Here is a 25004-nt window from a genome sequence, read left to right on the forward strand (position 1 = left end):
CAAATTTTGTAATTATCGAACAACAGTTTCAGTTATGCTCCATGTTGACCACGTTTCCTTTGCCTATGATGAAACCCCGGTTCTGGAGGATATCAATTTAAAGGTGGCCAAGGGGGAACACGTTGCTATTATTGGGGAAAGTGGTTGTGGCAAAAGTACCTTGCTTAAAATCATTTACGGACTACTTCACATCAAAATCGGGGAAGTCTATTGGGACGATAATCAGGTTCTTGGCCCTCTCTACAATCTTGTTCCTGGCGAGTCTTACATGAAATATCTTTCGCAAGACTTCGATTTGATGCCCTACACTACCGTTGAAGAAAATGTTGGTCAGTACCTTTCGGTGTTCGAGCCTGAGGAAATGCAAAAGCGAACCAACGAATTGATGGAAATGATCGAGATGGCCGATTTCGCCCGAACCAAAGTAAAATATCTAAGTGGCGGCCAACAACAGCGGGTAGCGTTGGCCAGGGTTCTTGCCCAAGAACCACAGATATTGCTGTTGGACGAACCCTTTAGCCATATCGACAATTTCCGTAAGAATAATTTACGAAGAAACCTTTTCGCCTATCTCAGAAGCAAGGGAATCACCATCCTCACCGCCACACACGACCATAATGACATGCTTCCGTTTGCAGACAGGGTCATCGTTTTGCGGGATGGACGCATTATTGCCAAGGACACGCCCAAACACCTGTATTCCCAACCCAAAGATCTCTACATCGCATCCCTTTTTGGGGAAGCGAACAAGATTCCCATTAACATTATCAAAACCTACGCCGACACCAAAAGACGCATTATCGTCTATGCCCATGAGTTCAGGGTATCCCAAAAGTCCGGTCTTGAGGTGGTCGTAAAAAATTCGTATTATATGGGAGGCCACTACATGATTGTGGGCACTTATGAAGGGCAAAACATCTATTTTAATCACCACGAGGCATTGGAACCTGGCAAAGATGTTTTCTTGAATATCGCTATCGAAACAATCAATCAGCGAATGGCAGGTATGTAGTCTCCATGTTGGTAAATGAGGTTTCTATTGGTAGTACAAGTGACGAATGGGAAGGCGGCCTCGAAAAAAGCAGTTTTGGTAGGCTTAATCGGCAGTAGCTGCAATGCTTTTCCTAGTTTTGTCTTTAAATGAACCTATTTTGAACAAAGAGTCGATTATTAAAGAGTTACAGTTCAAGGCGGTAAGAAGCGGCGGGGCCGGCGGACAACATGTCAATAAGGTATCGACCAAGGTAGAACTCGTGTTCAATGTGGCCAATTCCAACGCTTTGTCAGCGATAGAAAAAGAACGTATCTTTCTGAAACTAGCCAAACGGCTTACCAAAGACCGACAATTATTGATGCAATGTGATGAAAGCAGAAGTCAGTACAAAAACAAGGAGTTGGTCATCAAAAGGTTCCTGAAAACAATTGAAAGCGCCCTTAAGGTCGGTAAAAAGCGCAAAAAGACAAAACCGTCCAAGGCCGCTGTTGAAAAACGACTAAGGGCAAAAAAGAAGGCTTCGGAAAAAAAGGCCTACCGCAGCAAACCCGATTTGGATTGAAGGCGGTATTTTGAATATGAAATGACTGGATCTAAGCTATTTGGTACTTATTCATTCCCCACCATCATTTTGGAGTATTCCAAATTAGGATGCCTATCATCAAAAGACTACTTATCGAAGTTCGAACGTTGTCTTCGCCATAGGAGCAGCTCCCAATGCAGCATTTCGGATAGAGGGTGAGGTGCCTCCAATGTGCACTTCGAAAGTTCCTTTTTCCAATACTCTTTTCCCATCGTTGTCAACAAGTTGCATCATTTCCGGACTAATGATAAATCCTACGGTCCTCGACTCCCCTGGCGCTAGAAGAATCCTTTGAAAACTTTTTAAAGAGGATAAGGGTACCGGTACCGAGGCCTCCCTGTCCGATAGGTATAGTTGCACTACCTCCTCCGCCGAATAGTCTCCCGTGTTTTGGATTTCGACAGTAGCCTCTAGAGATTGCCCTCTCTTGACCTTGGTCCTATCTAGTTGAATCGCCCCATATTTAAAGGTGGTATAGGAAAGTCCAAACCCAAAGGGAAACAAAGGTTCCTTTTTCATATACCGATAGGTACGGCCTTCCAGGGCATAATCTTCAAATGGCGGAAGGTCTTCAACCCCTTTTACAAAGGTAAGGGGCAGCTTACCGGACGGTACGGCATCCCCAAAAAGAACATCCGCCATCGCAGTGCCACCCTGTTCGCCGGGATACCAAGCATATAGCAAGGCATCCGCCATCTCGTAGACTTCCGGCACGGCCAAAGCACTTCCCGCGGTCAACACTACAACCAACTTGTTCGCCTTACTACGTATTTTCTTCAAAAAATCGATTTGATTTTGGGGAAGTCCGATTTCCTTCCGGTCACCAAGGTGATTGGAAAGAATGGATTCTCCTTCCTCCCCTTCGATCAGCTGGGAAATCCCCATAAAAGCGATGGTGACCTCCATGCGTTCGGCTTCCCCTGAAAACCAGTCCATTGGATTATTATTCGGACGGTCCAATAAGGCACCTTGGCGATACAGCACCGAAGTTTGCGAACTTACTTTTCCGACTACACCCTCCAAAAAGGTTTTTAAATCCTCGCTCAGCCCATAATAATTGGCAAGCAACGCCTGCGCATGGGTAGCAGTGGGTCCGGTTACAAAAACACCGCTGACCTTTTTATCGATTGGTAAGGTGTTGTTTTGGTTTTTAAGAAGTACGAATGATTTGGTCGCGGCCTCTTTGGTCAAGGCAACGTGTGCTTCGCTACGGATTACTTCAGGTCCGATGTCATCGAACGGAGTGCTTCCTACGGGATCAAAAAGACCTAATTTGAATCGGGTGGGCAACAATTCGCGTAGACTATCATCGATTTCTTTCTCGGAAGTAAATCCTTGTTCGATGGCCTTCAATAGTTCAGGATATGTGTCGCCACAATTAAGATTACATCCTTTGTTCAACGCAAGTGCCGCAGCTTCGGATGCCGTTTCAACAATATTGTGACCCTCGTAGAAATCCCTAATAGCCCAACAGTCTGAGGTAAAATATCCTTTGAAGCCCCATTGCTTACGTAGGACCTCCTCCATCAAATAGGGATGTGCACAGGCCGGTTCGCCGTTGACCCGATTGTAGGCCCCCATGATGCCTTCCACATTGGCGTCCTTTACCAAGGCTTCGAAAGCGGGCAAATAAGTTTCCCAGAGGTCTTTTTTACTTACGACGGCATCGAACTCATGTCGTAATTTTTCAGGACCATTATGCACCGCAAAGTGCTTAGCCATCCCGGCGGCCTTCAGATATTTAGGGTCGTCGCCCTGAAGTCCCTTCACAAAGGCAGTTCCTATCCGAGCGGTCAAAAAGGGATCTTCTCCATAGGTTTCCTGACCCCTTCCCCATCGGGGGTCCCGAAAAATGTTCACATTCGGGGACCAAAAGGTAAGTCCTTGATAAATACCACGATATCCGTTTGCAACACTCACATTATATTTAGCCCGTGCTTCCGTGCCGATTGCATCACCGATACGTTGCATTAAATCAGTATCCCAAGTGGCGGCCATTCCAATGGCTTGTGGAAATACCGTAGCCCTACCATTTCGGGCCACTCCATGAAGACACTCATTCCACCAATTGTATTCGGGTACGCCCAAACGTTCGATAGCCGGTGAATCGTATCGAAGTTGGTTTACTTTTTCCTCCAAGCTCATTAAAGAAATTAGATTCTCTACCCGTCGCCCTATGGATAGTGACGGGTTTTGAAAGTCGTACCGTTGTGCAAAGCCAACCGCACTGGAGTGGAGTAACACACAGGAAAGTACTAATCTGGAGAAAGTGCTTTTTTTCATAGTAAATGGTTTAAAAAAAGACTGCTAGGTTGTTCTAATCTAAAAAATAGCGTTTTAAAATGGAGTTAACCGACTCGTAGTAGGAAGATCCGAACAAATTTAGGTGTACCAGTAAGTAATAAAGCTGATAAATGTCAGTCCGTTCCCTTTCCACTGGCGAAGGGGGTAAAAGGCTTGAGTATGCCTCATAAAAGACGGTTCCAAAACCCCCAAAAAGACGGGTCATTGCCAAATCGACCTCGTGATGACCATAATATACTGCAGGGTCTATAAGATAGGGGCTGCCATCTTGGGCAATGAGATAATTGCCGTTCCATAAATCGCCATGTAACAAGGCCGGTTCAATAGTTGGAAAGAGCGCCCCGCAGGTCTTTAAAAGCCTTTCTTCCGATGGGATTTCATTCGGCTGAAGTCTATTAAGGTCACATGCCATGCGCAACTGTGGCACAAGTCGTTCCCACACATAAAACCCAGGCCAGTCGCTATTTCTTTTATTGGATTGTGGGAGGCTTCCGATAAAATTATTCCGTTCCCACCCAAATTTGTTCGCATCCGATATCTGGTGCATAGTGGCTAGCTGGTGACCAAACAGCTCCATATCATTGGTTGAGGGGTTTTTGGGTTCGATATACTCCATCAACAAGAACGCTCCTTTCTCCAATGCTTCACATAGCAGTACTTTTGGGGTGGCGATGGTATTGGTGCGCGCAATTGTTTCCAATCCGGCACGTTCGGCCTGAAACATGTTGAGGGCTTCCGCACCTTCATGCAGTTTACAGAAAAAACGTTCGGTTTCCGTCTCCAATAGATAGGCCTTTGAAATGTCACCACCAGCTACCGCTCCGGAGTTCAAAATACGAATGCATAATAGGTATTCGATATGCGCAAGGAGGTTCTTGTCCATAAAATATTGAATCTTGGATTTTATAGTTCAAATTTGTCGTTCATACGGGCGACTCGAAAACCTTTATCATAGACTGTTTTTGTTTGCGGACTTTCACGTCTTAACAATGGATTGGTGTGATTAAAGTGGATGAAATACACTTTCCCCCGTTCCTTGGCGGGAAGCGAATCGAAAATATCCATGCTTTCAACCACGAACGGATGTGGAATCTCCGAAATATTCCGGTTCTTAATTTCCTCCCCGTCGTAAAAGGTGGCATCTATAAAGGCATAATCAACCTTCGAAATGGCGTCGACAATGCTGGATTCCCAAACGTTCCATTTATCGATATCGGGAATAAAAAGCGCGCTCTTACTCGGACCCACTATCCGATATCCCACGGTCTCGGAATACTCATCGCGATGGGGCACGGTGAAAGGAACCACTGTGACATCCGGCGTCAGTTTTAATTCGGATTGATTTTTCAACAGCTTTAGTACAATATTTTTTTCGCTCACCAGTTGTCCCCAAGGGCCATTGCTTTCAAGAAACGCCTTCATTTTAGGCATGCTATAAACAATTACTTCCTTGGCATTGTTCGCTTCTTTGCCCAAATACATGAGTCCGGAGTAATGCCCGATATGGGCATGCGTCAGAAATATGCCGTTCGGTATTTCCGGGGCTTCCCATAATGTGGTTTCCTTCAAATTCCTAAGTTGTTCGGCGATATCCGGAGTCGCCTCGAACAAGAATGTTTGCCGGTTCTTTCCGTCTATTAAACCAAGTGAGACCACTTTTCTGTCGGTGTCTGGATGTTTGAACAAATCGGAACAACATTCTTTCTTACAGGCAATATGTGGCGATCCCGCATCTTGTACCGTGCCTAGAATAAGTAGGGATACACTGTTGTTCCCGTGATAATTGTCGTCGACGATTCTTTGCATAGTTACCTGTCCCTGGCAAAACCAGGCTACTGCCAATAACAAAATGGGGTACAGGAGGTTTTTCAAACTTCGGCGCTTTATTCGTTCGACAAAAAGTTTCGGATATCTTTGGAAAGTTTCACTAAATCGGGCTCGTGAACGTACATCATATGACCCGCCTCGTAATAGGTCATCTGAACGCGGTCTTTGACAATTCCATTGCGCGCAAAGGTGTATTCGGCATCAAAAAACGGCGTTATCAAATCGTAGTAACCGCTTGCCACCAACACGCGCATGTCTGTATTTCTACGCATGGTTTCACCCAAATGACGTGATACGTTCACAGGGGTAGGTTCCCAATAGCTACCATCGGGTACCGTGCGCCAGCGCCATTTTGAACCGATTTTTCTGTTGGATGTGAGATAGGGTCTGCTCATTTTTACCTTAAGGACCGATGCATAATAATGGTTCAATGCAGCCGTATAAGCTGCTCCTATTTGATAGCTAGCGGGATCTCCTAGATGGGGTCTTTCCGAAACATCATCTGCCTCATCGCCCATAAACCTCCCGTCTAGACGACCGATAGCGAGACCTTTGTCTTCCAACAACTTTTTTTGAAAACGGCCCATCAAGATTCTCAGATCCGATTGTAGGATATACGCTTTATCAAGCCCTGTAAAATAGGCAAGCTTCGTTGCAAGCGCTTCTCTTTCCGACTTGCTTAAAAGATTGCCCCTATACAATGCCGGTGCATACGTGCTATAAACAAACTGTCGGCATTCCTCGATAAAAGCTTCCAAGGTTTTTCCCTGTCCCGCCTTTTTGTGATACCATGCCGTCGCAGCCATGCTTGGCAGATACGTCAAATACGAAGTGATGTTGTCATGTATTGAAGTGGAACCGTCATAATCCAGCGCTTGGGAAATGAGAATCATCCCATTGAGTGCCATATTTTGTCCAGAACCTTCCAATTCCTTTCCTACGGCCGCCGCCCGGGTGGTGCCAAAACTCTCTCCAGCCAAATACTTAGGGGAAAACCAGCGTTCGTTCTCTGTGACCCAAAGACGAATAAACTGCGTAACCGATTTCGCATCTTCATTCAGGCCCCAATAGTCTTTTTCCCTCCCTTTCCCGATGACTCGGCTATAACCGGTTCCTACCGGATCGATAAATACCAAATCGGTAAGGTCTAACAGTCCGTATTCGTTATTGACCAAATCATAGGGCGCCGCCCCATCGTCTTCCTTGGCATCCGAATCTACCTTTACAATTTTAGGGCCGAACAGTCCCATATGTAACCAAACCGACGCCGATCCCGGGCCTCCGTTGAAGACAAAGGTAACGGGTCTTTTGGCAACATCTCCTACGGGATTCTTTATGTAAGCTACCGACCAAAAAGACGCTACCGAATCACCCGCTTCATTCGTCAAATAGGTCTCTTTTGCCCTCGCCTTGTAACTGATGGTTTTTCCACCAAATATCCCTTGATGCGAAGTCACAAAACTCACGGGCTTTGGAATAGGTTTTACCGTTTCTTTCTCTTCCATTTCTTGGGCGAAGACACCATTAGCAACCAAAAGCAACATAAGAATTCCTACATTTTTAATCATAGTAAAGCATTTTGTTCCTGCCTCGATACTTTTTATTGTTTTGTCACCTGTGGAAAGTGATTAATTCGTTCTTTTCCGGTTTCACTAGAGGAACTATCGAGATGCCCGGTCAAAAAAAGAATAGGCAGTTTTTGTACGCATCAAGATATATAATAAATGAGGAAAGCACCAATGGCCACTACCTTTTTTATGTATCTTGAAAGGAATTTTAAACAGCCAACCATGTCACAACTTGCCTCCAATGTATCGAAGCGTTTATTTTCCCTGGATGTTTTTCGTGGATTAACCATGTTTCTTTTGATCGCCGAGGCCGCAGGATTTCATCATAGCTTTGTGCAGCTTACCGAAGGAACTCCTTTTAACGGACTTGCCCTACAATTGGAACACCATCCATGGAACGGGCTGCGTTTTTGGGACCTCATACAGCCTTTTTTTATGTTCATCGTCGGAGTGGCCATGCCGTTTTCACTTCGTAAACGTTTGGCACGGGGAAGCCGTAGTGATGTAACCAAGCACATTGTAAGACGTTGCTTTCTGTTGTTCTGCTTTGGGGCACTGCTGCATTGTGTGTATGCCCACGCTCTGGTATGGGAACTTTGGAACGTTTTGGTACAATTGGCCTTTACCATCCTGATTGCCTACGCCATCATGAATCTTCCACATAAAATACAGATTGGTATCTCGGTCGGACTTTTGATATTGACCGAAATCCTATATCGAATCTACAATCCAGAAAGTCCCTATGCCCAAGGCCACGATAATTTTGGTTCCTATGTAGATCAACTGGTGATGGGTCAGGTGAACGACGGATATTGGGTGTTCGTAAACTTTGTTCCTACCGCCGCCCATACCATTTGGGGAGTGATTTGTGGGCAATTGTTATTGAAGAATATTCCAGAAGGTAAAAAGCTACGCCCTTTTTTAATTTGGGGCACGGTGATTCTCGTATTAGGTTTGACACTGGATTGGCTCCAGATTACCCCAATAATCAAGCGCATTGCCACTTCTTCATTTACCTTGGCTTCAGGCGGGATAGCCATTTTGACCCTGACTTTATTCTACTGGGCCATAGACGTAAAGGATCATCATAAAAAATGGCTGAGGATTTTCTCTGTGGTCGGCACCAATTCCATTTTTATCTATCTATTTGCCGAAACCGTTGGGCACCAATGGTTCCGGGATTTTGGAATGATATGGACAGATGGGCTCCTCGGTCCCTTAGGACTTTCCAATCAAGCAATTGCAGTATTGAATTCGCTCCTAGTGCTATTCATATTCTGGTACCTTACGTACTTCCTAGATAAGCAAAAAATATATTTCAAGGTGTAATCACCTTTTCAACAAAGGTCTTCCGGGTATTTTCCAGCGGTGGTCCAACCCCCATCCACTGGAATGGTTTGTCCATTGATGTGAGCGGCTTCGTCGGATAGCAGGAAAAGGCAGGTTTTGGCGATATCCTCTGGCCTGCCCACCCTACCGTTCGGATTCAATTTTCCCCAAATACCTTCGTAATCAGGTTGCTCCATCTCCGTGCGTTCGGTCAGCGTCGCTCCTGGGGCTATTGCATTCACGGTAATGTCATATCGACCCAATTCGTAAGCGAGATTTTGGGCGAACATCCGTAACGCCGCCTTGGTCATACCATAGGCAGAAAGTCGGTGATACGCACGAATGCCAACTTGCGATGACATCATAATCATTCGGCCACCTGTGCCTTGTGCTATCATCTCCTTGGCTGCCCGTTGTGCCAAAAAAAAGGCGCCTTGTAAATTAACCTGTATGACTTTCCAAAACGATTCGGGCGTAAATTCAAGGAAATCCCCAAAAAGTGTGATTCCGGCATTGGGAACCACGAAATGGAGTTTCCCAAAATGCTCCAGGGTAAAATCGACCATCGCATTAATGGTCCCAACCTCTCCTGCATCGCCGTGGTACGCCAGGCATTTTTCCGGGTATTTGGCACTAAGCTGTGTTAAAGCTTTATGGACTTTGGTTTCGTCAATGTCGTTGATGACCACTTTTGCACCAGCTTGGAGTAATACATCCGCAATAGAATAGCCGATACCCTCCGCCGCGCCAGTAATAATGGCTACTTTTCCCTTGATTCCAGAATACTGCATGGACCTTTTCGATTATAGACTTTGTTTAAAAACAATTCCCATTCCCCCTCAAAGACTCTTTTAACCGAAAGAACACTATCCGTTTTTAAAATACGTGATAGGCCTACCAACTACTTTCGGTTTGTATACAAAGAGTCCGCCACTTTGCGGATACTCCTTTAATTGCGCATCACTCAAACCACTTCTGGCGGTGGTAATATACAACGAATCGAAATCTTTTCCCCCAAAACAGCAAGAAGTTACGTGCGGCGCATCTACTGCCACTTCCTCCAATACCTCTCCAGAGATTGGATTCCATCGGCGGATACACTGGCCGCCCCAATGGGCAATCCAGAGCATGTCTTCGGCATCTATCGTCATTCCATCGGCTCCGCCCAAGTGTTCTGGCACTGAAAAGGCCACTCGCTTGTTCTTTATTTCACTGGTGGTCGAATCGTAATCGAACTTCCAAACCTCGTGCGCCGCGGTATCGATGTAATAAAAACTACATTGGTCAGTAGTCCATACCATGCCATTTGAAATAGTGGTTTCCGGGATTTTCAGGCTTACCTTCCAGTTTGTGTCCACACAATAAAGATTTCCAGTTTTCGGTGCCAGTTTTTTGTGCATACTACCAATCCAGAAGTTCCCTTCCGGCCCCACTTTCCCGTCGTTGAAGCGCATTTCCCGGTCCGAATTTTCCAAAACCCCCAAGGCCATCAATTCGCCCGTTAACGGACTAAAAGTAGCCAACCCCGACTCCAGGGCCAACAACAACTGCCCATTTTCAGCAGGGACCGCCGCTCCGATCATTTCGTCAAAAGACCAATACCTGTGTTTTTTTGTAATGGGATCTAGCTCGTGCAACAAATTTCCTTCGATATCAACCCACCACAAACGCTGTTTTTTCCAGTCCCAAACAGGACCTTCGCCTAAAACGGATCGGGTTTTTAAAAGTATGGTTGCCTGACCGATATTCATCTTGTAGTTTTCGTTAAGAGGGATAAAGTAGTATTTTAAGTGATTTTTTCTTTTCCATCAAATCAAACCCTTTTTGCCAATCGGCCAACGGCATGCGATGTGTAATCACATCTTCCAAATCTACCTGTCCCTGATTGATGATTTCAACCGCGCGATCCCATGTGGCGCGCGTATACCCCACAGAGCCTTTAATGATCAGTTGGCGGAAGGCTGATAAATCAAAAGGAATGGTAATATCTTTCCCAAAATGGCCCACCTGTATGTACTGCCCTAAGGGGCGTAAGGCATTCAGGCAATTACTGACCGAAGCTTGCGCCCCAGCCGTTTCAAAGGCAATATCGACCCCTTTGCCATTGGTTTCGTGCTGTATGATGGTTTGCAAATCTTCTTGATCCACTTTGACTACAGTATGGGCTCCCCAATCCTTGGCGGTTCTTAGTTTTTCTACATCCTCACCGGTCCCGGCTACAATGGTTTTGACACCTTGGGCCAACAGTAGTTTCAATAACAGCATTCCAATAGGACCTGGACCTGATAGGAGCACGGTATCTCCAAATTGCAGGTTGGCAATTTCCCCGACGGCATGTACCGCCACCGCAAAAGGTTCTACCAAGGCCGAAACAGCATCACTCACATGGTTCGCCGTTGCATACAGTTGGTCGGGGCGGGCGGCCACATATTTGGTAAAGGCCCCATGTACCCCATGTCCCATACCGCGTTTGGCCTTACAGAACATAAACTCCCCGCTATGGCAATATTCGCAGTTATTGCAGATGACAGTGAGTGCTCCAAGTACCGAGTACCTAGCTCCTAAATCGATACCATCGGTATTCTTTCCTTTTTCAATGACCTTTGCAGAAAATTCATGGCCTAAAATCACCGGCGGATAATTTTTAAAGGTATCGTGGTACACGTGCAGATCCGTTCCGCAGATGCCACAGGAATTCACCTCCATAATTACCTTACCCTCCTCCACTTTCGGGTCGGGCATCTCTTGGAGCCTTACATTCCCCGGCCCTTTGTCAAATTTTACCAAGGCCTCCATTAGCTAATTATCTTCATTGCTTTTTCCACGATGTTCGGAGCCCTCAATCCGTACAAATCCAACAGCTCCTGGCTTTGTCCCGATTCCCCAAAGGTATCCATTACCCCGACCCGTTGTACCGGGCACGGGTGGTTTTCGGCCACCACGCCGGCCACAGCTTCCCCTAGACCCCCTAAAATGGAATGTTCTTCAGCGGTTACAATCCCTTTGGTCTCCCTCGCGGCTTTAAGAACGGCCTCTGTATCAAGCGGTTTAATGGTGTGCATGTGAACTACTCGTACCGAATGGCCTTTTTCTTCCAAGGTGGTGGCGGCTACCAACCCCTCATTAACCAATATACCGGTCGTTATAATTGTAACATCTGTACCTTCCCGAAGGGTTTTGGCTTTACCGATTTCAAATGACCCGTGTATTTCGGGAACAACAGGGTATTTATCCCTACCGAACCGTAAATAAACAGGGCCTTTCATTTTAGCGGCTGCATGGGTCGCCAAACGGGATTCCTCATAATCCCCAGGTACGATAACTGTCATATTGGGTAGTGTTCTCGCCATCCCGATGTCTTCATTGGATTGATGGGAGGCACCATCACCTCCGACGCTAATACCGCAATGGGTGACTCCGATTTTCACGTTAAGTTTGGGGTACGCAATGCTGCTTCGCATCTGATCACCCGCCCTGCAGGTCGCAAAAACCCCAAAGGTTGATGCAAAGGGAATGAACCCCTCCAGGGCCAATCCTGCCGCGGCCGATAACATATTCTGTTCCTGAACGCCACAATTGAAAAAACGGTTTGGGAATTCGGCTTCAAACTGTTCGGTAAGGGTGGCTTTGGCTACGTCGGCATCCATTACCAATACCTTTTCGTTTTCATGACCCAATTCTTTAAGGGCATCGGCATAGCCCTGTTTTGTTGCTTTGTATTCCATAGCTATTCGAGTTCTAGCATTGCTTTTTCAAAATCCTCTTTACCCGGTGGTTTTCCGTGCCATTCAGCTTCCCCCTCCATAAAGGAAACACCTTTTCCCTTGGTGGTATTGGCAATAATCATCACAGGTTGTTTTTCTTTTTTCGCCTTTTCGATGGTATCGATTATCTCTTCAAAACTATGTCCGTCGATTTCGAATACCTTCCAGCCAAAGCTTTCCCATTTAGGGGCTAATGGATCCATGGGCATCACCTTTTCCGAGTAACCATCTGTTTGTAGATAGTTGCGATCCACAAAGCCGATAACGTTGTCCAGTTTGTACTTATTGGCAAAAGCGGCAGCTTCCCACACTTGTCCCTCCTGAATTTCACCATCGCCGCAGAGAATGTAGTAATAGTGGTCCTGTTTTTTCAACTTGGCACCCAGAGCCATGCCCACTCCCGTGGAAATACCGATTCCCAACGTACCCGTACTGGCGTCGATACCTGGGGTCTTGGGCTGATAGGGATGCCCTTGCAAATGGGAGCCAGGCCGACGGAACTCCAATAAATCCTCTTTTGGGAAATAGCCGCAATCGGCCAATGCCGCATAAATGACCGGTGTACAATGTCCTTTGGAAAGGATAAAACGGTCGCGGTCTTCCCATTCAGGATTTTTCGGGTCGTGTCGCATTACATGGTAATAGAGCGCACTGATGATATCGGCCGCTCCAAGACTTCCTCCCACGTGTCCCGAATTGGCCCGGTGGACCATCGTAACGATTTCGCGACGGATGTCTTTCGCCTTTACCCTTAGGAGTTCGTGTTTTTCTTTACTTAACATACGATTTTTTTAGTGGATTGCTACTTGAATCCGGGGTCAGGGCCCATATCCCCTAAAGTTCCCTTAAAGGAACGATTCCTTCAATTCAATAATTATAGTTTTTTGGCGAGTTCATCGGTGACACAGCCTTCGGAAGCGGTGGAAACGAGATGGGCATATTTTAACAAAAGTCCGTGGTCCGCGTTGATCTTTGGTGCGGTCCATTGGGCTTTGCGTTCTTTCAATTCGGCTAGTGACAAGGCAACCTCCAGGGTATTGCTTACCCCATCAATCTTAATTTTATCGCCATTTCTAATCAAGGCGATGACCCCTCCCGTCTGTGCCTCTGGGGTCACATGGCCCACCACAAAACCGTGCGTGGCACCCGAGAAGCGGCCATCTGTAATAAGGGCCACCTTTTTGCCGAGGCCCATTCCCATAATCGATGCGGTAGGTTTCAGCATTTCCGGCATTCCCGGGCCACCCTTGGGGCCACAGTAACGGATGACGACTACATCCCCTTCCGACACCTTTCCGGCTAAAATAGCCGTATTCGCCTCGTCTTCGGAATCAAAAATATTGGCAGTGCCCTCAAAGATTTCGCCTTCCTTGCCCGTAATCTTGGCAACGGCTCCTTCTGGGGCGAGGTTCCCGTATAGTATCTGTAAATGCCCTTCTTTCTTCAAGGGTTTCTCCAATGGCATCACCACGGTCTGACCTTCATGAAGGTGGGGCACTTCTGCCAGGTTTTCCTCCAAGGTTTGGCCGGTAACCGTCATACAATCCCCATGGAGTAACCCTTCATTTAACATCATTTTCATCACGCCGGGCACGCCTCCTACGTCGTTCAGTTCTTCCATCACGTATTGACCACTGGGTTTCAGGTCTGACAATAAAGGGGTGGTATTACTTGCTTGTTGAAAATCGTTCATATCCAATCGTACCCCGACCGATTTGGCCAGAGCGATCATATGGATGACCGCATTCGTAGAACCGCCCAGGACAATGATTAAACGAAGCGCATTTTCGAAGGCTTCGCGGGTTTGAATGTCCTTGGGCCGGATGTCTTTCTCAAGAATATTTCGAATAGCCGCCCCGATTGTTTTTGTTTCATCGGCTTTTTGCTGGCTGACGGCCGGGAACGAGGAGTTAAAGGGCATGCTCATACCCAGACCCTCTATGGCCGATGCCATGGTATTGGCGGTATACATACCTCCGCAAGCACCGGGACCGGGACAAGCGTTACGTACGATTTTCTTAAACTCTTCGGGTGTAATTTGGCCCGACATTTTCTGGCCCACCGCCTCAAAAGACGAGGTAATATCCAACTTTTTGTCTTGATAGCAACCGCTCTTGATAGTACCGCCGTATACGATTATACCAGGCCGATTCACCCGATTGATTCCCATGAGGGCCCCGGGCATGTTTTTATCACAACCCACTACGGCAATGGTCGCATCGTACCACTGGGCGGAGGTGACCATCTCTACCGAATCGGCGATGATATCACGGGAAGGCAAGGAAAAACGCATTCCGGTTGTCCCCATTGAAATGGCGTCGCTTACCCCGGAGGTATGGTAAATAAGGCCGATCAAGTCGTTGGCATTCACGCTTTGTTTGATCTCTGTGGCGAGTCCGTTCAGGTGCATGTTACAGGGGTTTCCTTCCCAACCGCAACTTACGATACCGACTTGTGCTTTTTGCATATCCTCATCGGATAGGCCTGCAGCGTGGAGCATCGACTGTGCGCCGGGACGCTCGTCATTTTGGGTAACGTGTTTGCTATATTTATTGATGTCGTTCATGTGAGTGAATACGAATTTTAGTTGTTAGTCTTTTATAGAAATCCAGCGTTTTTTTTGGGCAGAATCGGTCACGGCATCCAACACGTGCTGACACCGGAGCCCATCATAAAAATTGGGAACCACCTTTGTGTCCGCGGCAATACCATTTATCAAGGTCGCAAATTGATGGACAAAGCTATGCTCCCAACCGATGATATGTCCTGGAGGCCACCAGGCATCGATAAAGGGATGGTCTTTTTCGGTGACCAAAATGGTTGTGAAACCCTGTGTTTCCTTGGCGTCGTCCAAGTTGAAATATTGTAATTCGTTCAAGCGTTCCAGATTAAAACACAGACTTCCTTTACTGCCAAAAATTTCCAGCCTTAAATAGTTCTTACAACCGTTTGCAAAACGAGTGGCATTAAAAGATCCCAAGGCACCGTTTCGAAAACGCGCCAAAAACAGGGTTGCATCGTCGGCGGTTACCTTTCCCATACCCGATCCCGACTTCAAGGGACGTTCTTTGACAAAAACTTCCTGTACTCCGGTCACTGCCTCAAACTCCCCTACAAGAAAACGGGCCAAGTCTACAATATGGGCATTCATGTCGCCATGCGCTCCGGAACCTGTGGTCTTCGCATCGTGTCGCCATACGATGGGAAAGGTGGGGTCGACCAACCAATCCTGGTAATACACCGCATTAAAATGGTGTACAGTACCCAGCTTCCCGGAGTCAATAAGTTTTTTGGCCAGGGCCAAAGCGGGGACAAAACGGTAGTTGAAAATCATCATATGTACGACCCCGGCCGTTTCTGCAGCCTCAACCATTTCAGTGGCTTCCCGGACGTTCATTGCCATCGGCTTTTCGCACAATACATGTTTGCCGTTTTTGAGAGCTTCCAAAGCAATGGGATGGTGTAGGTTGTTAGGGGTGCAGATATCCAGCAAATCAATCTCGTCGTTTTGAACCAACGTTTTCCAATCGGCCAGCTGGTGTTGCCAACCGTATTTCTCGGAAAATGCCCCGAGTTGTGCTTCATTTCTACCGCAGGCGGTATGCATGACAGGGGTACCTGCCAAATCGAAAAAATGAGGCAGCCGTAGATATGCATTGCTATGGGCCTTCCCCATAAATTGGGTGCCTATAATTCCGATGTTGATTGGCTTTTTCATTGATTGGTCAAATACCCAAGATATCTCTATTTAAATCCTTATCCGTTTCGCTTTTGGCGAAGTCATCAAAGGAGCGATGGGAGGCCTGGATCATATGCTCCTTAATAAAAGGGGCCCCTTCCAGAGCGCCTTGTTCGGAGCTTTTTACACAACATTCCCATTCCATAATGGCCCATCCGTCGAAACCGGCATCGGTGAGTTGCGTAAAAATACGCTTGAAATCAATCTGGCCATCTCCTAGCGAACGAAAACGTCCGGCTCGTTTTTTCCAATCTTGGTAGCCGCCATAAACCCCGGTCATTCCATCGGGTCGGAATTCGGCATCCTTCACATGAAAGGCTTTGATTCGGTTCTTGAATAGTTTGATAAATTCAATATAATCCAATTGCTGTAATAGAAAATGGCTCGCGTCATAAGTAAGGCAAGCGGCAGGGTGTTCCTTCGTTTCCTCCAGAAACCGTTGATAGGTAGCCCCATCGTACAGGTCGGAACCTGGATGGAGTTCATATCCAAAGGTAATACCCTGTTCATTCGCAGCATCCAATATAGGAAGCCATCGTTTTGCCAATTCCTGGAAGGCATCGTCTATGAGCCCTGCCGAACGTTGTGGCCACGGATACATATACGGCCAAGCGAGTCCGCCGGACATCACCGAAATATTCCTAGTGCCGAAGTAAGCGGAGGCCTGCACGGTTTTTTTGAGTTGGTCGGTGGCCCAAACCATGGCTTCTTGGGCATTCAAGCCCTTTGGGTAGAATGCCTGAAACAGTTTTTGATAAGCGGGATGCATGGCCAATACCTGCCCCTGAAGGTACGATGCCAGTTCACAGGCTTCTAGTCCCTTATCGGCAAGAATTCCCAAATAATCATCGCAATAGGTTTTGGATGTGGCCGCGGTGTCCAAATCAAAAAGACGGGCATCCCAAGTTGGGATTTGCACCCCGGTATAGCCTAAGTCGGCAGCCCACCGGGCCATACCTTCAATCGTATTGAAAGGGGGCGTGTTATCGGCAAATTGCGCTAAAAATATTCCAGGTCCCTTCATGCAAAGCAATATAGACCGAAGTTACGGAATTTCTAAATCGGATTTTGTCAGAAACGGGGAGGATATTAATCGTGATTCCAGCGACCATTCATCTTAGCGCCTACTTCTTCAAAATGCCAAATAGCTAATACGGCTGCCGGGATACCCTGTGAAGGGTAAAGGGTGGGTCGTCAACGAAACATATCAAGGTGCAAAAGCGCTTTCCAATCCAAAACGTTTACCAGGAGACTACTCCAAAATACCACGATATTTGGAATCGTTCGACAACAGTTCCGTGGCCGCCAAAATAGCCTCATCGTTCTTTAAATAGTATGCGTAGAGCCCCTCCCGATAGAAGTAACGTTTCACGATCTCGTCCTCCAACTTCTTTTGAATTTCCCTTTGAAAGGTCTCCAAAGCCGATAGTTTGCTCTGTTCAATATCGGTGAGCAGGGCTTCAAAATCGCTTTCGATGGTTTGGTTGAAAATGACTTCTTCCCTATCTGTCAAGGCGTCTTTCAATGCTTTTTCGGTCTTGGTTTCAAACGAAAAATCGCTTTTGGAGACGAAATCGGTAAAACTTTGATAATCACTATCGGAGAATTTGAAGTTTGCGATATCCTCTACCTTGTTCCGATAGTAATAATCGGTGGCATAATCAAAAATCACATTGTTGTTTAGCAGGGCGGTGGTGAGTTCGTTCGCTTTTACGGCTGCTATTTCCACATCGGGTAGTACCCCGCCACCATCTTGTACCTTTCGGCCGTTTCGAGTGGTAAAGTCCTTGAAGTCTGTGTTCCGTATCGCCTTGCCGTCTTCATCCCGGTTCCAATAATCCAAGGATTGGATACATCTTCCCGAAGGGGTATAATACCGGCTAATTGTCACTTTTAGTTGGGTACCATACGTTAGTTTTAAGGGACGTTGTACAAGTCCCTTTCCAAAACTACGGGCACCCATGACTACGGCTCGATCCAAATCCTGTAGGCTTCCTGATACAATTTCACTGGCCGAGGCGCTGCCTCCGTCTACCAGCACAACGAGTGGGATTTCGGTATCGACCGGTTTGTTTTTGGTCTTGTACTCCTGATTGAATTTTTTGACCTTGCTCTTGGTGGTCACTATCAATTCCCCCTTATCCACAAAAAGATTGGTCACGTTGATTGCCTCCGAGAGCAGCCCGCCAGGGTTTCCCCTTAAGTCCAAAATAATCTTTTCGGCGCCTTTTCCTTGAAGGTCGTTCAGCGCCTCCTTGGTTTGCTTGGAGGCTTTGGCATTGAATTTTGATAAGACGATGTAGCCAGTCTTTGCATCGACCATTTGATAAAAGGGCACTGCGTCTACCTCAACAGCCGCCCGGGTGATGGTGGTTGTCTTGGTTTCTCCTTGTCGATTGAAGGTAACCTGGACCGAGGTGTTGTTGGCTCCCTTCAGTAGTTCACTGGCATTATCATCGAAGTCGGCTACCGCAATATCCCCTATTTTGATAATCTCATCCCCTGCTTTAAGGCCCGCTTTATCGGCAGGATAGTCTTTATGAGGCTCAATGATTACGAGTTTATCCTTGTAAGAGCGCACTGTTGCACCAATTCCTGAATACTCCCCAGCGTTGTTGATTCTATAAGCTTCCACATCTTGTTCGTTGAGGAACTTGGTATAGGGGTCGAGGTCATCGAGCATATTTTTGATAGCGGTATCCATCAATTCGGCTGGATTGGTCTCGTCGACATAATTCATGTTCAGCTCCTTGAACAGTGTGGTAAAAATCTCGATTTGTTTCGCGATTTCGAAAAAATCACTTTTGACAAAACCACTGCCTGCCAAGAAGATGACCACTGCAAAAACCGGTATTAATATCTTTTTCTTCATCATTGCTTTATCATTTTTCATTATCGGATGCTTTTATCTCAGGTTTTGGGCCAGGATTTGACTTTGCCAAAAACTTCTTCAAAACCGCCTTTATTGCCTTTTCCACTTCCCCATAGGTTGGTACATCTTTCCCAAGATATAAAAATAGGAACGCAAATGTTCTTTCCGTATTGTTAAAAACGAGCGGTTTGTTTAATCGATAGGCCTCCCGGAGCATTCGTTTGATGCGATTGCGTTTCACCGCGCTTTTGAAGTTCTTTTTTGGGACCGTTACCCCTGCCTGTATTGGCACCTCTGTTGGCAAGGCCGTTTCAAAGTAGATGAGTTTGATTGGAAATTTCGATACGGCCTTGCCCTCTGCGAACAATCGCTCAATCAGCTTTTTGCTTTTGAGTTTTTCCCTTCTTGGAAACTTATAGTCCAAATACCGTATTTTTTCCTTGTTCGAACTCGTCACCACCCCCAGGGGGTATCTCGCTACTCGCCTATGTAACTGGTTAACAGCGGCGCTATTCCTGCAACTGTTTGGGATGTACGTTATTCTCCCGGTTCACGTCGGCCATGAGCAGGGAGGGGTCGATCATAATACCCTGAATGCTTTCCAAGGGTTTGTCAATGGTAAACCCATAGATAGGGGACACCCAGGTCCAGTCCTCTAATACCGTTCGGTTCAATTGCGGGTACGGATTCTCCTTTTCGCCACGCATCATGCGTAATGGAGCATAGAAGGTCTCCTGGGTACCATCGTTATACACGACCAAAACATCGATGGGCATAGGCATCAGGCCGATTCGCTCCATGATAATTTTTGTCTTGTCCCCATCGGCTTCGACTGTTTTGATACCGTAATCAATGGTATTGGTGGTTTGGGTCCAATCGGTCAGGTACCAATCGAGTTGCATCCCGGAAACTTTCTCGGCCGTTCGTTTGATATCATTCGGCACGGGGTGCTTGAATTTGAAGTCCTGATAGTACTTCCGCAGGGTCTCCATCAATTTATCCTGCCCGATGATATATCCCAACTGCGATAAAAATATGGCCCCCTTGCTATAGGCGGAAATACCATAAGCGGTATTGTTATCGTAACGATCGGCGTGCGTAGTCTGCGGTTGTTCTATCCCCGAAGTAGCCAAATAGTTATATCCTCTATACGTGTTTTCGAACGGGTTTTCCTTTCCTTCGGCCATCACCTCGTTCATGGCCAAGGTCGAGATAAAAGAGGTAAAACCCTCATCCATCCATTCGTGTTTCGACTCGTTGGTGGCCAACACATGTTGAAACCAGGAATGTGCCATTTCGTGGGCGGTAACCCCTACCAAGCTGCCAAATTTTCGATTTCCCGTAATTAAGGTGCCCATCGCATATTCCATACCACCATCGCCCCCGTGTATTACTGAATACTGTTCATACGGATAGGGTCCAATATTCTTGTTGAAAAACTCCATCAACTCGGCCGTCTTGGGTTGCAATTTTTTCCAATTTTCAATAATAGCCTCATCGTTCTTATATAGAAAATGAAGTGTAGGGCCATTTTTGACCTTCAACGTATCGTGTAGGTAATCGGGATCGGCCGCCCACATGAAATCGTGTACCATGGGCGCCTTGAAGTGCCAGGTCAAGGTCTTACCCTTAGGCTTTTTCACCTTGGTTCCGGGTGCCTCGTAGCCATGACCGATTTCTTGGGAATTTTGCAGATAACCACTTCCGCCTACCACGTACTCTTTGTCAATAGTAAGTTTTACATCAAAATCACCCCAAACCCCGTGGAACTCGCGGGCGATGTAAGGGTCGGCATGCCATCCTTCAAAATCGTACTCTGCCATCTTTGGATACCATTGGCTCATGGAAAGGGCCACGCCCTCCGCATTGTTTCGACCGGAGCGTCGAATCTGTACGGGAACCTGACCTTTGAACTTCATTTCAAAAACTGTTTTGCCGCCAGGTGCAATAGGCTTGTCCAAATCCACCACTAGAACGGTTCCTTCTTCGGTATAGGTGACCGATTCGCCGTCCTGGGTAAGCGAAGTCGGATGTAAATACCCGATTTCGGATTCCGATAGCGCGGCAATCCTACTGCTTTTATCCTCGTTGGTCATACGACCGTCGGGGTCGGATATGTTTTGAAGTCGTATATCCATTTCACTTCCTGGCTGAAAGGCGTTGAAGTACAGATGATAATATACCCGTTTCAATTCGTCGGGCGAATTGTTGGTGTATACCAATTTCTGGGTGCCCGTGTACTGAAAGTTTTCCACATTCATATCCACCTCCATGGTGTAATCGACATGTTGCTGCCAATAGTTGACCGTGTTCTGGGCGTTGGCCATGTTAAGGATAAAGACTGTCAAAAAAAGACTACTGAAGAATTTCATTTTATATACTATATGGTTTTATTTTTTAAATCATATCGTGTTGCCTTAGCGCATAATGCGGGTCAAAGCGATATTTTTCCGGCATTCACCGCATCCGCCATGATGAGCGCATTGTACGCATTGACGATTTTTCCAGAAGCTGAAATCTCCTTTAGCCCAGCCGTCTTTTGAGTATCGCCGCCCAAAATCACTTTGGCCTTTGGTGACAAACCGGATTCCATAATGATTTTTTTAACCTGGGGTGCCGTCAGTTTTGGATACTGCGAACGGATCAAGGCCGCTACCCCGGCCACCGCAGGGGCCGCCATTGAAGTTCCTGGCGAATATTCGTAGGTATTGTCGGGATAGGTAGAATAAATATCGGTGCCTGGAGCAAAGACGTCTACATTGATTTTCCCATAATTGGAATAGGATGCGACCAATTCGGAACCATATTTGGGATCCAAAGCCCCTACGGTGATGACGTTATCGGCGATTTCAGGGCCGTTGTTTATTTGGTCGTTTGGAAAATTGGGATTTTTAGGGTCATCCAAATCAGCTCCGTCATTTCCGGCTGCGTGTACGATTAACACGTCGTTTTTAGCCGCATATTTGATGGCATCGTAGACCCATTCGGCATTCGGGGAGAACGATTTTCCAAAGCTCGCATTGATGATCTTGGCCCCGTTATCAACGGCATAACGAATGCCCAAGGCAATATCCTTATCGTATTCATCGCCGTTCGGGACGGCACGGATGCTCATAATGGCTACGTTATTGGCCACCCCATTAACACCTTTACCATTATTTCGCTCCGCAGCGACGATACCCGCCACATGGGTGCCGTGACTTTCATCTTCCACCAGATTTTGTGGGTTACCGTCACCGTAACCACGATCGTTTATTTCGTAAGGTTTGTCCCCAACTACGTTTCTACCGTCAAAGTCGACTTTCAAATGATAGTTCAATCGTTCATTGATGCTCTTGATATCTCCTTCCAACTGTTCCAGTACCTCTGCCATCGAATCGCCGTATTGGAACATTTGGGTTACAATGGATTTGCTCTGCAAGAGGGCTTGATCTTCCGTCTTGATAGCGGCCACCTCTTTTTTGGTATACTCTTTCTTCCCCAAGTGGGTTGCTATTGCCTTATCGGCATTTTGAATGGCCGGATACATTTGGTCCAACTGGTTTTTATAACCCATAAATTTTTGGGTGTCGGCATCGATTTTTGCCTTGGCCCTAGCCTGTAGTTGGCTATCGCCCAAGTTTAATTTGAGAATTCGGGCCGCTTCCAGTTGTTCGTTATAGGAAGGTCCTAAAAAATCATAACCATGAATATCGTCTACATACCCATTTCCATCATCGTCTTTGCCGTTTCCAGGTTTTTCGTCCTTGTTGGTCCAGAGTACGTCGTCCAGGTCTTCATGTTTTAGGTCGATACCCGAATCCAGGATGGCTACGATGACTTTTTGACCTTTTTTGTTTCCGATGATTTCTTCATAGGCCTTATCAACACTCATTCCTGGAATGGTATCTGCCACCAGGTCAAGGTGTCCCCAGTTTTTCTTTTCGGCTTCGGTAAGGTCGGCGACCTTCAAAGGGGTCGTATCGATATTCTCTATTGGGGTCAATACTAAAGTGGTTGCACCGCAACCCATTAATAAAACGGATAGCGGTACGATGAACGATTTTGAAAATGTAGTCGTCATACTATATGCATCTTTAAATTAGTGTATTCTATGAAAATAGGCCCCTGGATTTGGTGCTTCGAAGCGTTCAAAACATCCGCGGTCTGCCATGGTCACATAACAGGTATTTCCATTTTTGCCGCCAAAGGTAAGGTTTGATGGCTTTTTTCCCTTAAGTTGTACTTCTTTTATGATTTTTTTATCGGGTGCAATTATGACCACTGTACCCTTGTCGTATCGGGTAATGTACAAATTTCCCCCTACATCGCATCGCATACCGTCCAGACCAAAATCGTTGAATTCGAAAAAGATGGTTTTATTGAAGAGACTTCCATCGGGTTTGATATCGTAACGCCACACCCTTCGCTGTACCGATTCGTTTACGTATAGATTTTTGCCATCGGGACTTACTTCGATACCGTTCGTTGTTCCCATGTTTTCTTCGAGTAGCATAATATCACGTTGCGCATTCACCATCCATAAATTTCCTGTGTTTTCCGTCCAGTTGGGATCACTGAGGTAAATGGTGCCATCGGGGGCAATGGCCAAGTCGTTGGGTTGGTTCATTTCAGGATGATGTGCCCATACCTTGGGCTCCTTGGTACCTTTTTCGACACGGTATACATTGTGTCCCACATAGTCGACAATGAACATATGTCCTTGCCTATCAAAACGAATGCCATTTCCAACGCTTTTATCGGGGAGTCTTAGAAATACCGCTCCGTTTCCATCATTATCCACTATACCCACCGTACCTTCTTCCTCAAAATTCACGGCATATAGATTTCCATCATAATCTACCGCGGGACCTTCGATGCCTTTCGTAAAGGAAAATTCCGGGGTAAAATCGATGCTACTATTTTTCCGGGCACCGCAGGAAGTTAACAGTACCAAGAATAAAGTACCGAAAAGTATTTTTTGTGTTTTAAAAAAGTTCGTCAAATCGAAAAGTCTCATGAAGGCGGGCTCCTTTTTCAGTGGTCTGCAAGGTACAAATTTCATTGTGGGCATCATGTTCAAGAAATAGATAAAATGTTTGGTCAACGGCCCGATTTAAAAAGGCCGCTTTTTCAGCCATGGTAAGAAGTGGTCGCGTATCATATCCCATCACATAGGGTAAGGGAATGTGGCCAACGGTCGGAATCAAATCTGCCACAAAGACCAACGTCTTTTCCTTGTACCGAATATGGGGCAACATTTGTTTTTCGGTATGCCCATCAACAAAAAGAATCCCGAAGCCCAGTTCCGATTCCACAATATAGGAGACGTCACCTTGCTCCACAAATTGCAATTGGCCGCTTTCCTGCATTGGCAATAGATTTTCCTTTAAAAAAGAGGCGCGTTCCCTCGGGTTGGGTCGAATGGCCCAATCCCAATGGGCCTCATTTGTCCAAAAGACAGCGTTTTTGAAGGCAGGTTCGTAGCCGGTCCGGTCTTTATTCCACTGAATACTTCCACCACAGTGGTCGAAATGCAAATGGGTCATAAAGACGTCTGTAATGTCGTCCCGGTGAAAACCCAATTTGGCCAATGATTTGTCGATATTATGGTCGCCCCAGCGGGCATAGTATCCAAAAAATTTGTCCGACTGCTTGTTGCCCATACCGGTATCGATGAGTATCAATCGATTACCATTTTCGATAAGAAGACTGCGGGCGGCGATATCGATGCGATTATTGGCATCTGCGGGATTCGTTCTTTGCCAAATTATTTTGGGCACTACACCGAACATAGCTCCGCCATCTAATTTGAAGTTTCCGGTTTCTACAGTATAAAGTTGCATAGTCGGCAAATTAAGAAAACCTCCTTGAAATACTTTACCCGTTCGACACATATTTTACCGGACGAAGGGCCACGCCGGTCCGGTAGGTATATTCTTGAGTTTTGGAACACAACTGATTCTCGGCAGTGCTGTCTTATTCCATATCGTCGGGGGCGATCTCTATAACTGATGGAATTTTTCCTGTAGAGGTTGTCTTCGT

Annotated in this window: 21 protein-coding genes; 3 read left to right on the plus strand and 18 right to left on the minus strand. The window is 46.4% G+C overall.

All coding sequences use genetic code 11. The features are described from left to right. Positions 1-34: 34 nt before the first annotated feature. Both FK220_RS06215 and arfB read left to right on the plus strand, forming a co-directional pair. A complete protein-coding gene (locus FK220_RS06215; RefSeq protein WP_152573387.1) occupies positions 35-1012 on the plus strand; it encodes an ABC transporter ATP-binding protein in 978 nt (325 codons plus the stop codon). 139 nt (positions 1013-1151) lie between these two features. Further along, a complete protein-coding gene (gene arfB / locus FK220_RS06220; protein ID WP_152573388.1) occupies positions 1152-1556 on the plus strand; it encodes an alternative ribosome rescue aminoacyl-tRNA hydrolase ArfB in 405 nt (134 codons plus the stop codon). A 111-nt stretch (positions 1557-1667) separates the two neighbouring features. Here arfB and FK220_RS06225 read toward each other — a convergent pair whose 3' ends face one another. The 4 genes from FK220_RS06225 to FK220_RS06240 are packed head-to-tail and all read right to left on the minus strand — an operon-like array spanning position 1668 to position 7276. Then, a complete protein-coding gene (locus FK220_RS06225) occupies positions 1668-3860 on the minus strand; it encodes a glycoside hydrolase family 3 N-terminal domain-containing protein (RefSeq protein WP_152573389.1) in 2193 nt (730 codons plus the stop codon). Positions 3861-3894: 34 nt separating this feature from the next. Continuing rightward, on the minus strand, positions 3895-4764 hold the full coding sequence (locus FK220_RS06230; protein ID WP_152573390.1) for a fructosamine kinase family protein: 870 nt from the start codon (positions 4762-4764) through the stop codon (positions 3895-3897). Between the two features lie 20 nt (positions 4765-4784). Continuing rightward, positions 4785-5753, minus strand: a complete 969-nt coding sequence (locus tag FK220_RS06235) for an MBL fold metallo-hydrolase (RefSeq protein ID WP_238718912.1) — start codon at positions 5751-5753, stop codon at positions 4785-4787. Positions 5754-5764: 11 nt separating this feature from the next. Then, the gene (locus FK220_RS06240) at positions 5765-7276 is read right to left on the minus strand and encodes a S10 family peptidase (protein WP_152573391.1); all 1512 of its coding nucleotides are present in this window, start codon (positions 7274-7276) and stop codon (positions 5765-5767) included. A 156-nt stretch (positions 7277-7432) separates the two neighbouring features. On the opposite strand from FK220_RS06240, the gene FK220_RS06245 reads away from it, so the two are divergent. After that, entirely contained in the window at positions 7433-8605 is a 1173-nt protein-coding gene (locus FK220_RS06245) for an acyltransferase family protein (protein ID WP_238718913.1), read from the plus strand. An 8-nt stretch (positions 8606-8613) separates the two neighbouring features. Here the strand turns inward: FK220_RS06245 and FK220_RS06250 are convergent, their stop codons facing one another. From FK220_RS06250 to FK220_RS06315, 14 genes are all read right to left on the minus strand, one after another. Beyond that, positions 8614-9396 carry an SDR family NAD(P)-dependent oxidoreductase gene (locus tag FK220_RS06250; RefSeq protein ID WP_152573392.1) on the minus strand — a complete coding sequence of 261 codons (783 nt, stop codon included), beginning with the start codon at positions 9394-9396 and terminating at the stop codon, positions 8614-8616. Positions 9397-9471: 75 nt separating this feature from the next. Continuing rightward, positions 9472-10356 carry an SMP-30/gluconolactonase/LRE family protein gene (locus FK220_RS06255; protein WP_152573393.1) on the minus strand — a complete coding sequence of 295 codons (885 nt, stop codon included), beginning with the start codon at positions 10354-10356 and terminating at the stop codon, positions 9472-9474. Positions 10357-10369: 13 nt separating this feature from the next. After that, on the minus strand, positions 10370-11401 hold the full coding sequence (locus tag FK220_RS06260) for a zinc-dependent alcohol dehydrogenase (RefSeq protein ID WP_152573394.1): 1032 nt from the start codon (positions 11399-11401) through the stop codon (positions 10370-10372). After that, positions 11401-12330, minus strand: coding sequence for a transketolase family protein (locus FK220_RS06265; protein WP_152573395.1), 930 nt, complete (start codon positions 12328-12330; stop codon positions 11401-11403). The genes FK220_RS06260 and FK220_RS06265 overlap by 1 nt, the downstream gene beginning before the upstream one ends. A 2-nt stretch (positions 12331-12332) precedes the next feature. Then, entirely contained in the window at positions 12333-13151 is an 819-nt protein-coding gene (locus tag FK220_RS06270) for a transketolase (protein ID WP_152573396.1), read from the minus strand. Between the two features lie 92 nt (positions 13152-13243). Next, entirely contained in the window at positions 13244-14935 is a 1692-nt protein-coding gene (gene ilvD, locus FK220_RS06275) for a dihydroxy-acid dehydratase (RefSeq protein WP_152573397.1), read from the minus strand. Positions 14936-14959: 24 nt separating this feature from the next. After that, entirely contained in the window at positions 14960-16087 is a 1128-nt protein-coding gene (locus FK220_RS06280) for a Gfo/Idh/MocA family protein (RefSeq protein WP_152573398.1), read from the minus strand. 7 nt (positions 16088-16094) lie between these two features. Then, positions 16095-17132, minus strand: a complete 1038-nt coding sequence (locus tag FK220_RS06285; RefSeq protein ID WP_317168306.1) for a sugar phosphate isomerase/epimerase family protein — start codon at positions 17130-17132, stop codon at positions 16095-16097. A gap of 228 nt (positions 17133-17360) precedes the next feature. After that, positions 17361-19001: a S41 family peptidase gene (locus FK220_RS06290; protein WP_238718914.1), complete on the minus strand. Its 1641-nt coding sequence runs from the start codon at positions 18999-19001 to the stop codon at positions 17361-17363. Continuing rightward, the gene (rnpA, locus tag FK220_RS06295; protein ID WP_152573400.1) at positions 18991-19404 is read right to left on the minus strand and encodes a ribonuclease P protein component; all 414 of its coding nucleotides are present in this window, start codon (positions 19402-19404) and stop codon (positions 18991-18993) included. Before rnpA ends, FK220_RS06290 begins: the two co-directional genes overlap by 11 nt. Positions 19405-19489: 85 nt before the next feature. Beyond that, entirely contained in the window at positions 19490-21352 is a 1863-nt protein-coding gene (locus tag FK220_RS06300; RefSeq protein WP_152573401.1) for a M1 family metallopeptidase, read from the minus strand. Between the two features lie 62 nt (positions 21353-21414). Continuing rightward, positions 21415-23043, minus strand: a complete 1629-nt coding sequence (locus FK220_RS06305; protein WP_152573402.1) for a S8 family peptidase — start codon at positions 23041-23043, stop codon at positions 21415-21417. 18 nt (positions 23044-23061) lie between these two features. Next, positions 23062-23979, minus strand: a complete 918-nt coding sequence (locus tag FK220_RS06310; protein ID WP_152573403.1) for an SMP-30/gluconolactonase/LRE family protein — start codon at positions 23977-23979, stop codon at positions 23062-23064. Beyond that, complete coding sequence (locus FK220_RS06315; RefSeq protein WP_152573404.1) at positions 23948-24805, minus strand: MBL fold metallo-hydrolase; 858 nt, start codon at positions 24803-24805, stop codon at positions 23948-23950. The genes FK220_RS06310 and FK220_RS06315 overlap by 32 nt, the downstream gene beginning before the upstream one ends. Positions 24806-25004 lie beyond the last annotated feature (199 nt).

The organism is Pelagihabitans pacificus (assembly GCF_009371985.2).
GTDB lineage: Bacteria > Bacteroidota > Bacteroidia > Flavobacteriales > Flavobacteriaceae > Pelagihabitans > Pelagihabitans pacificus.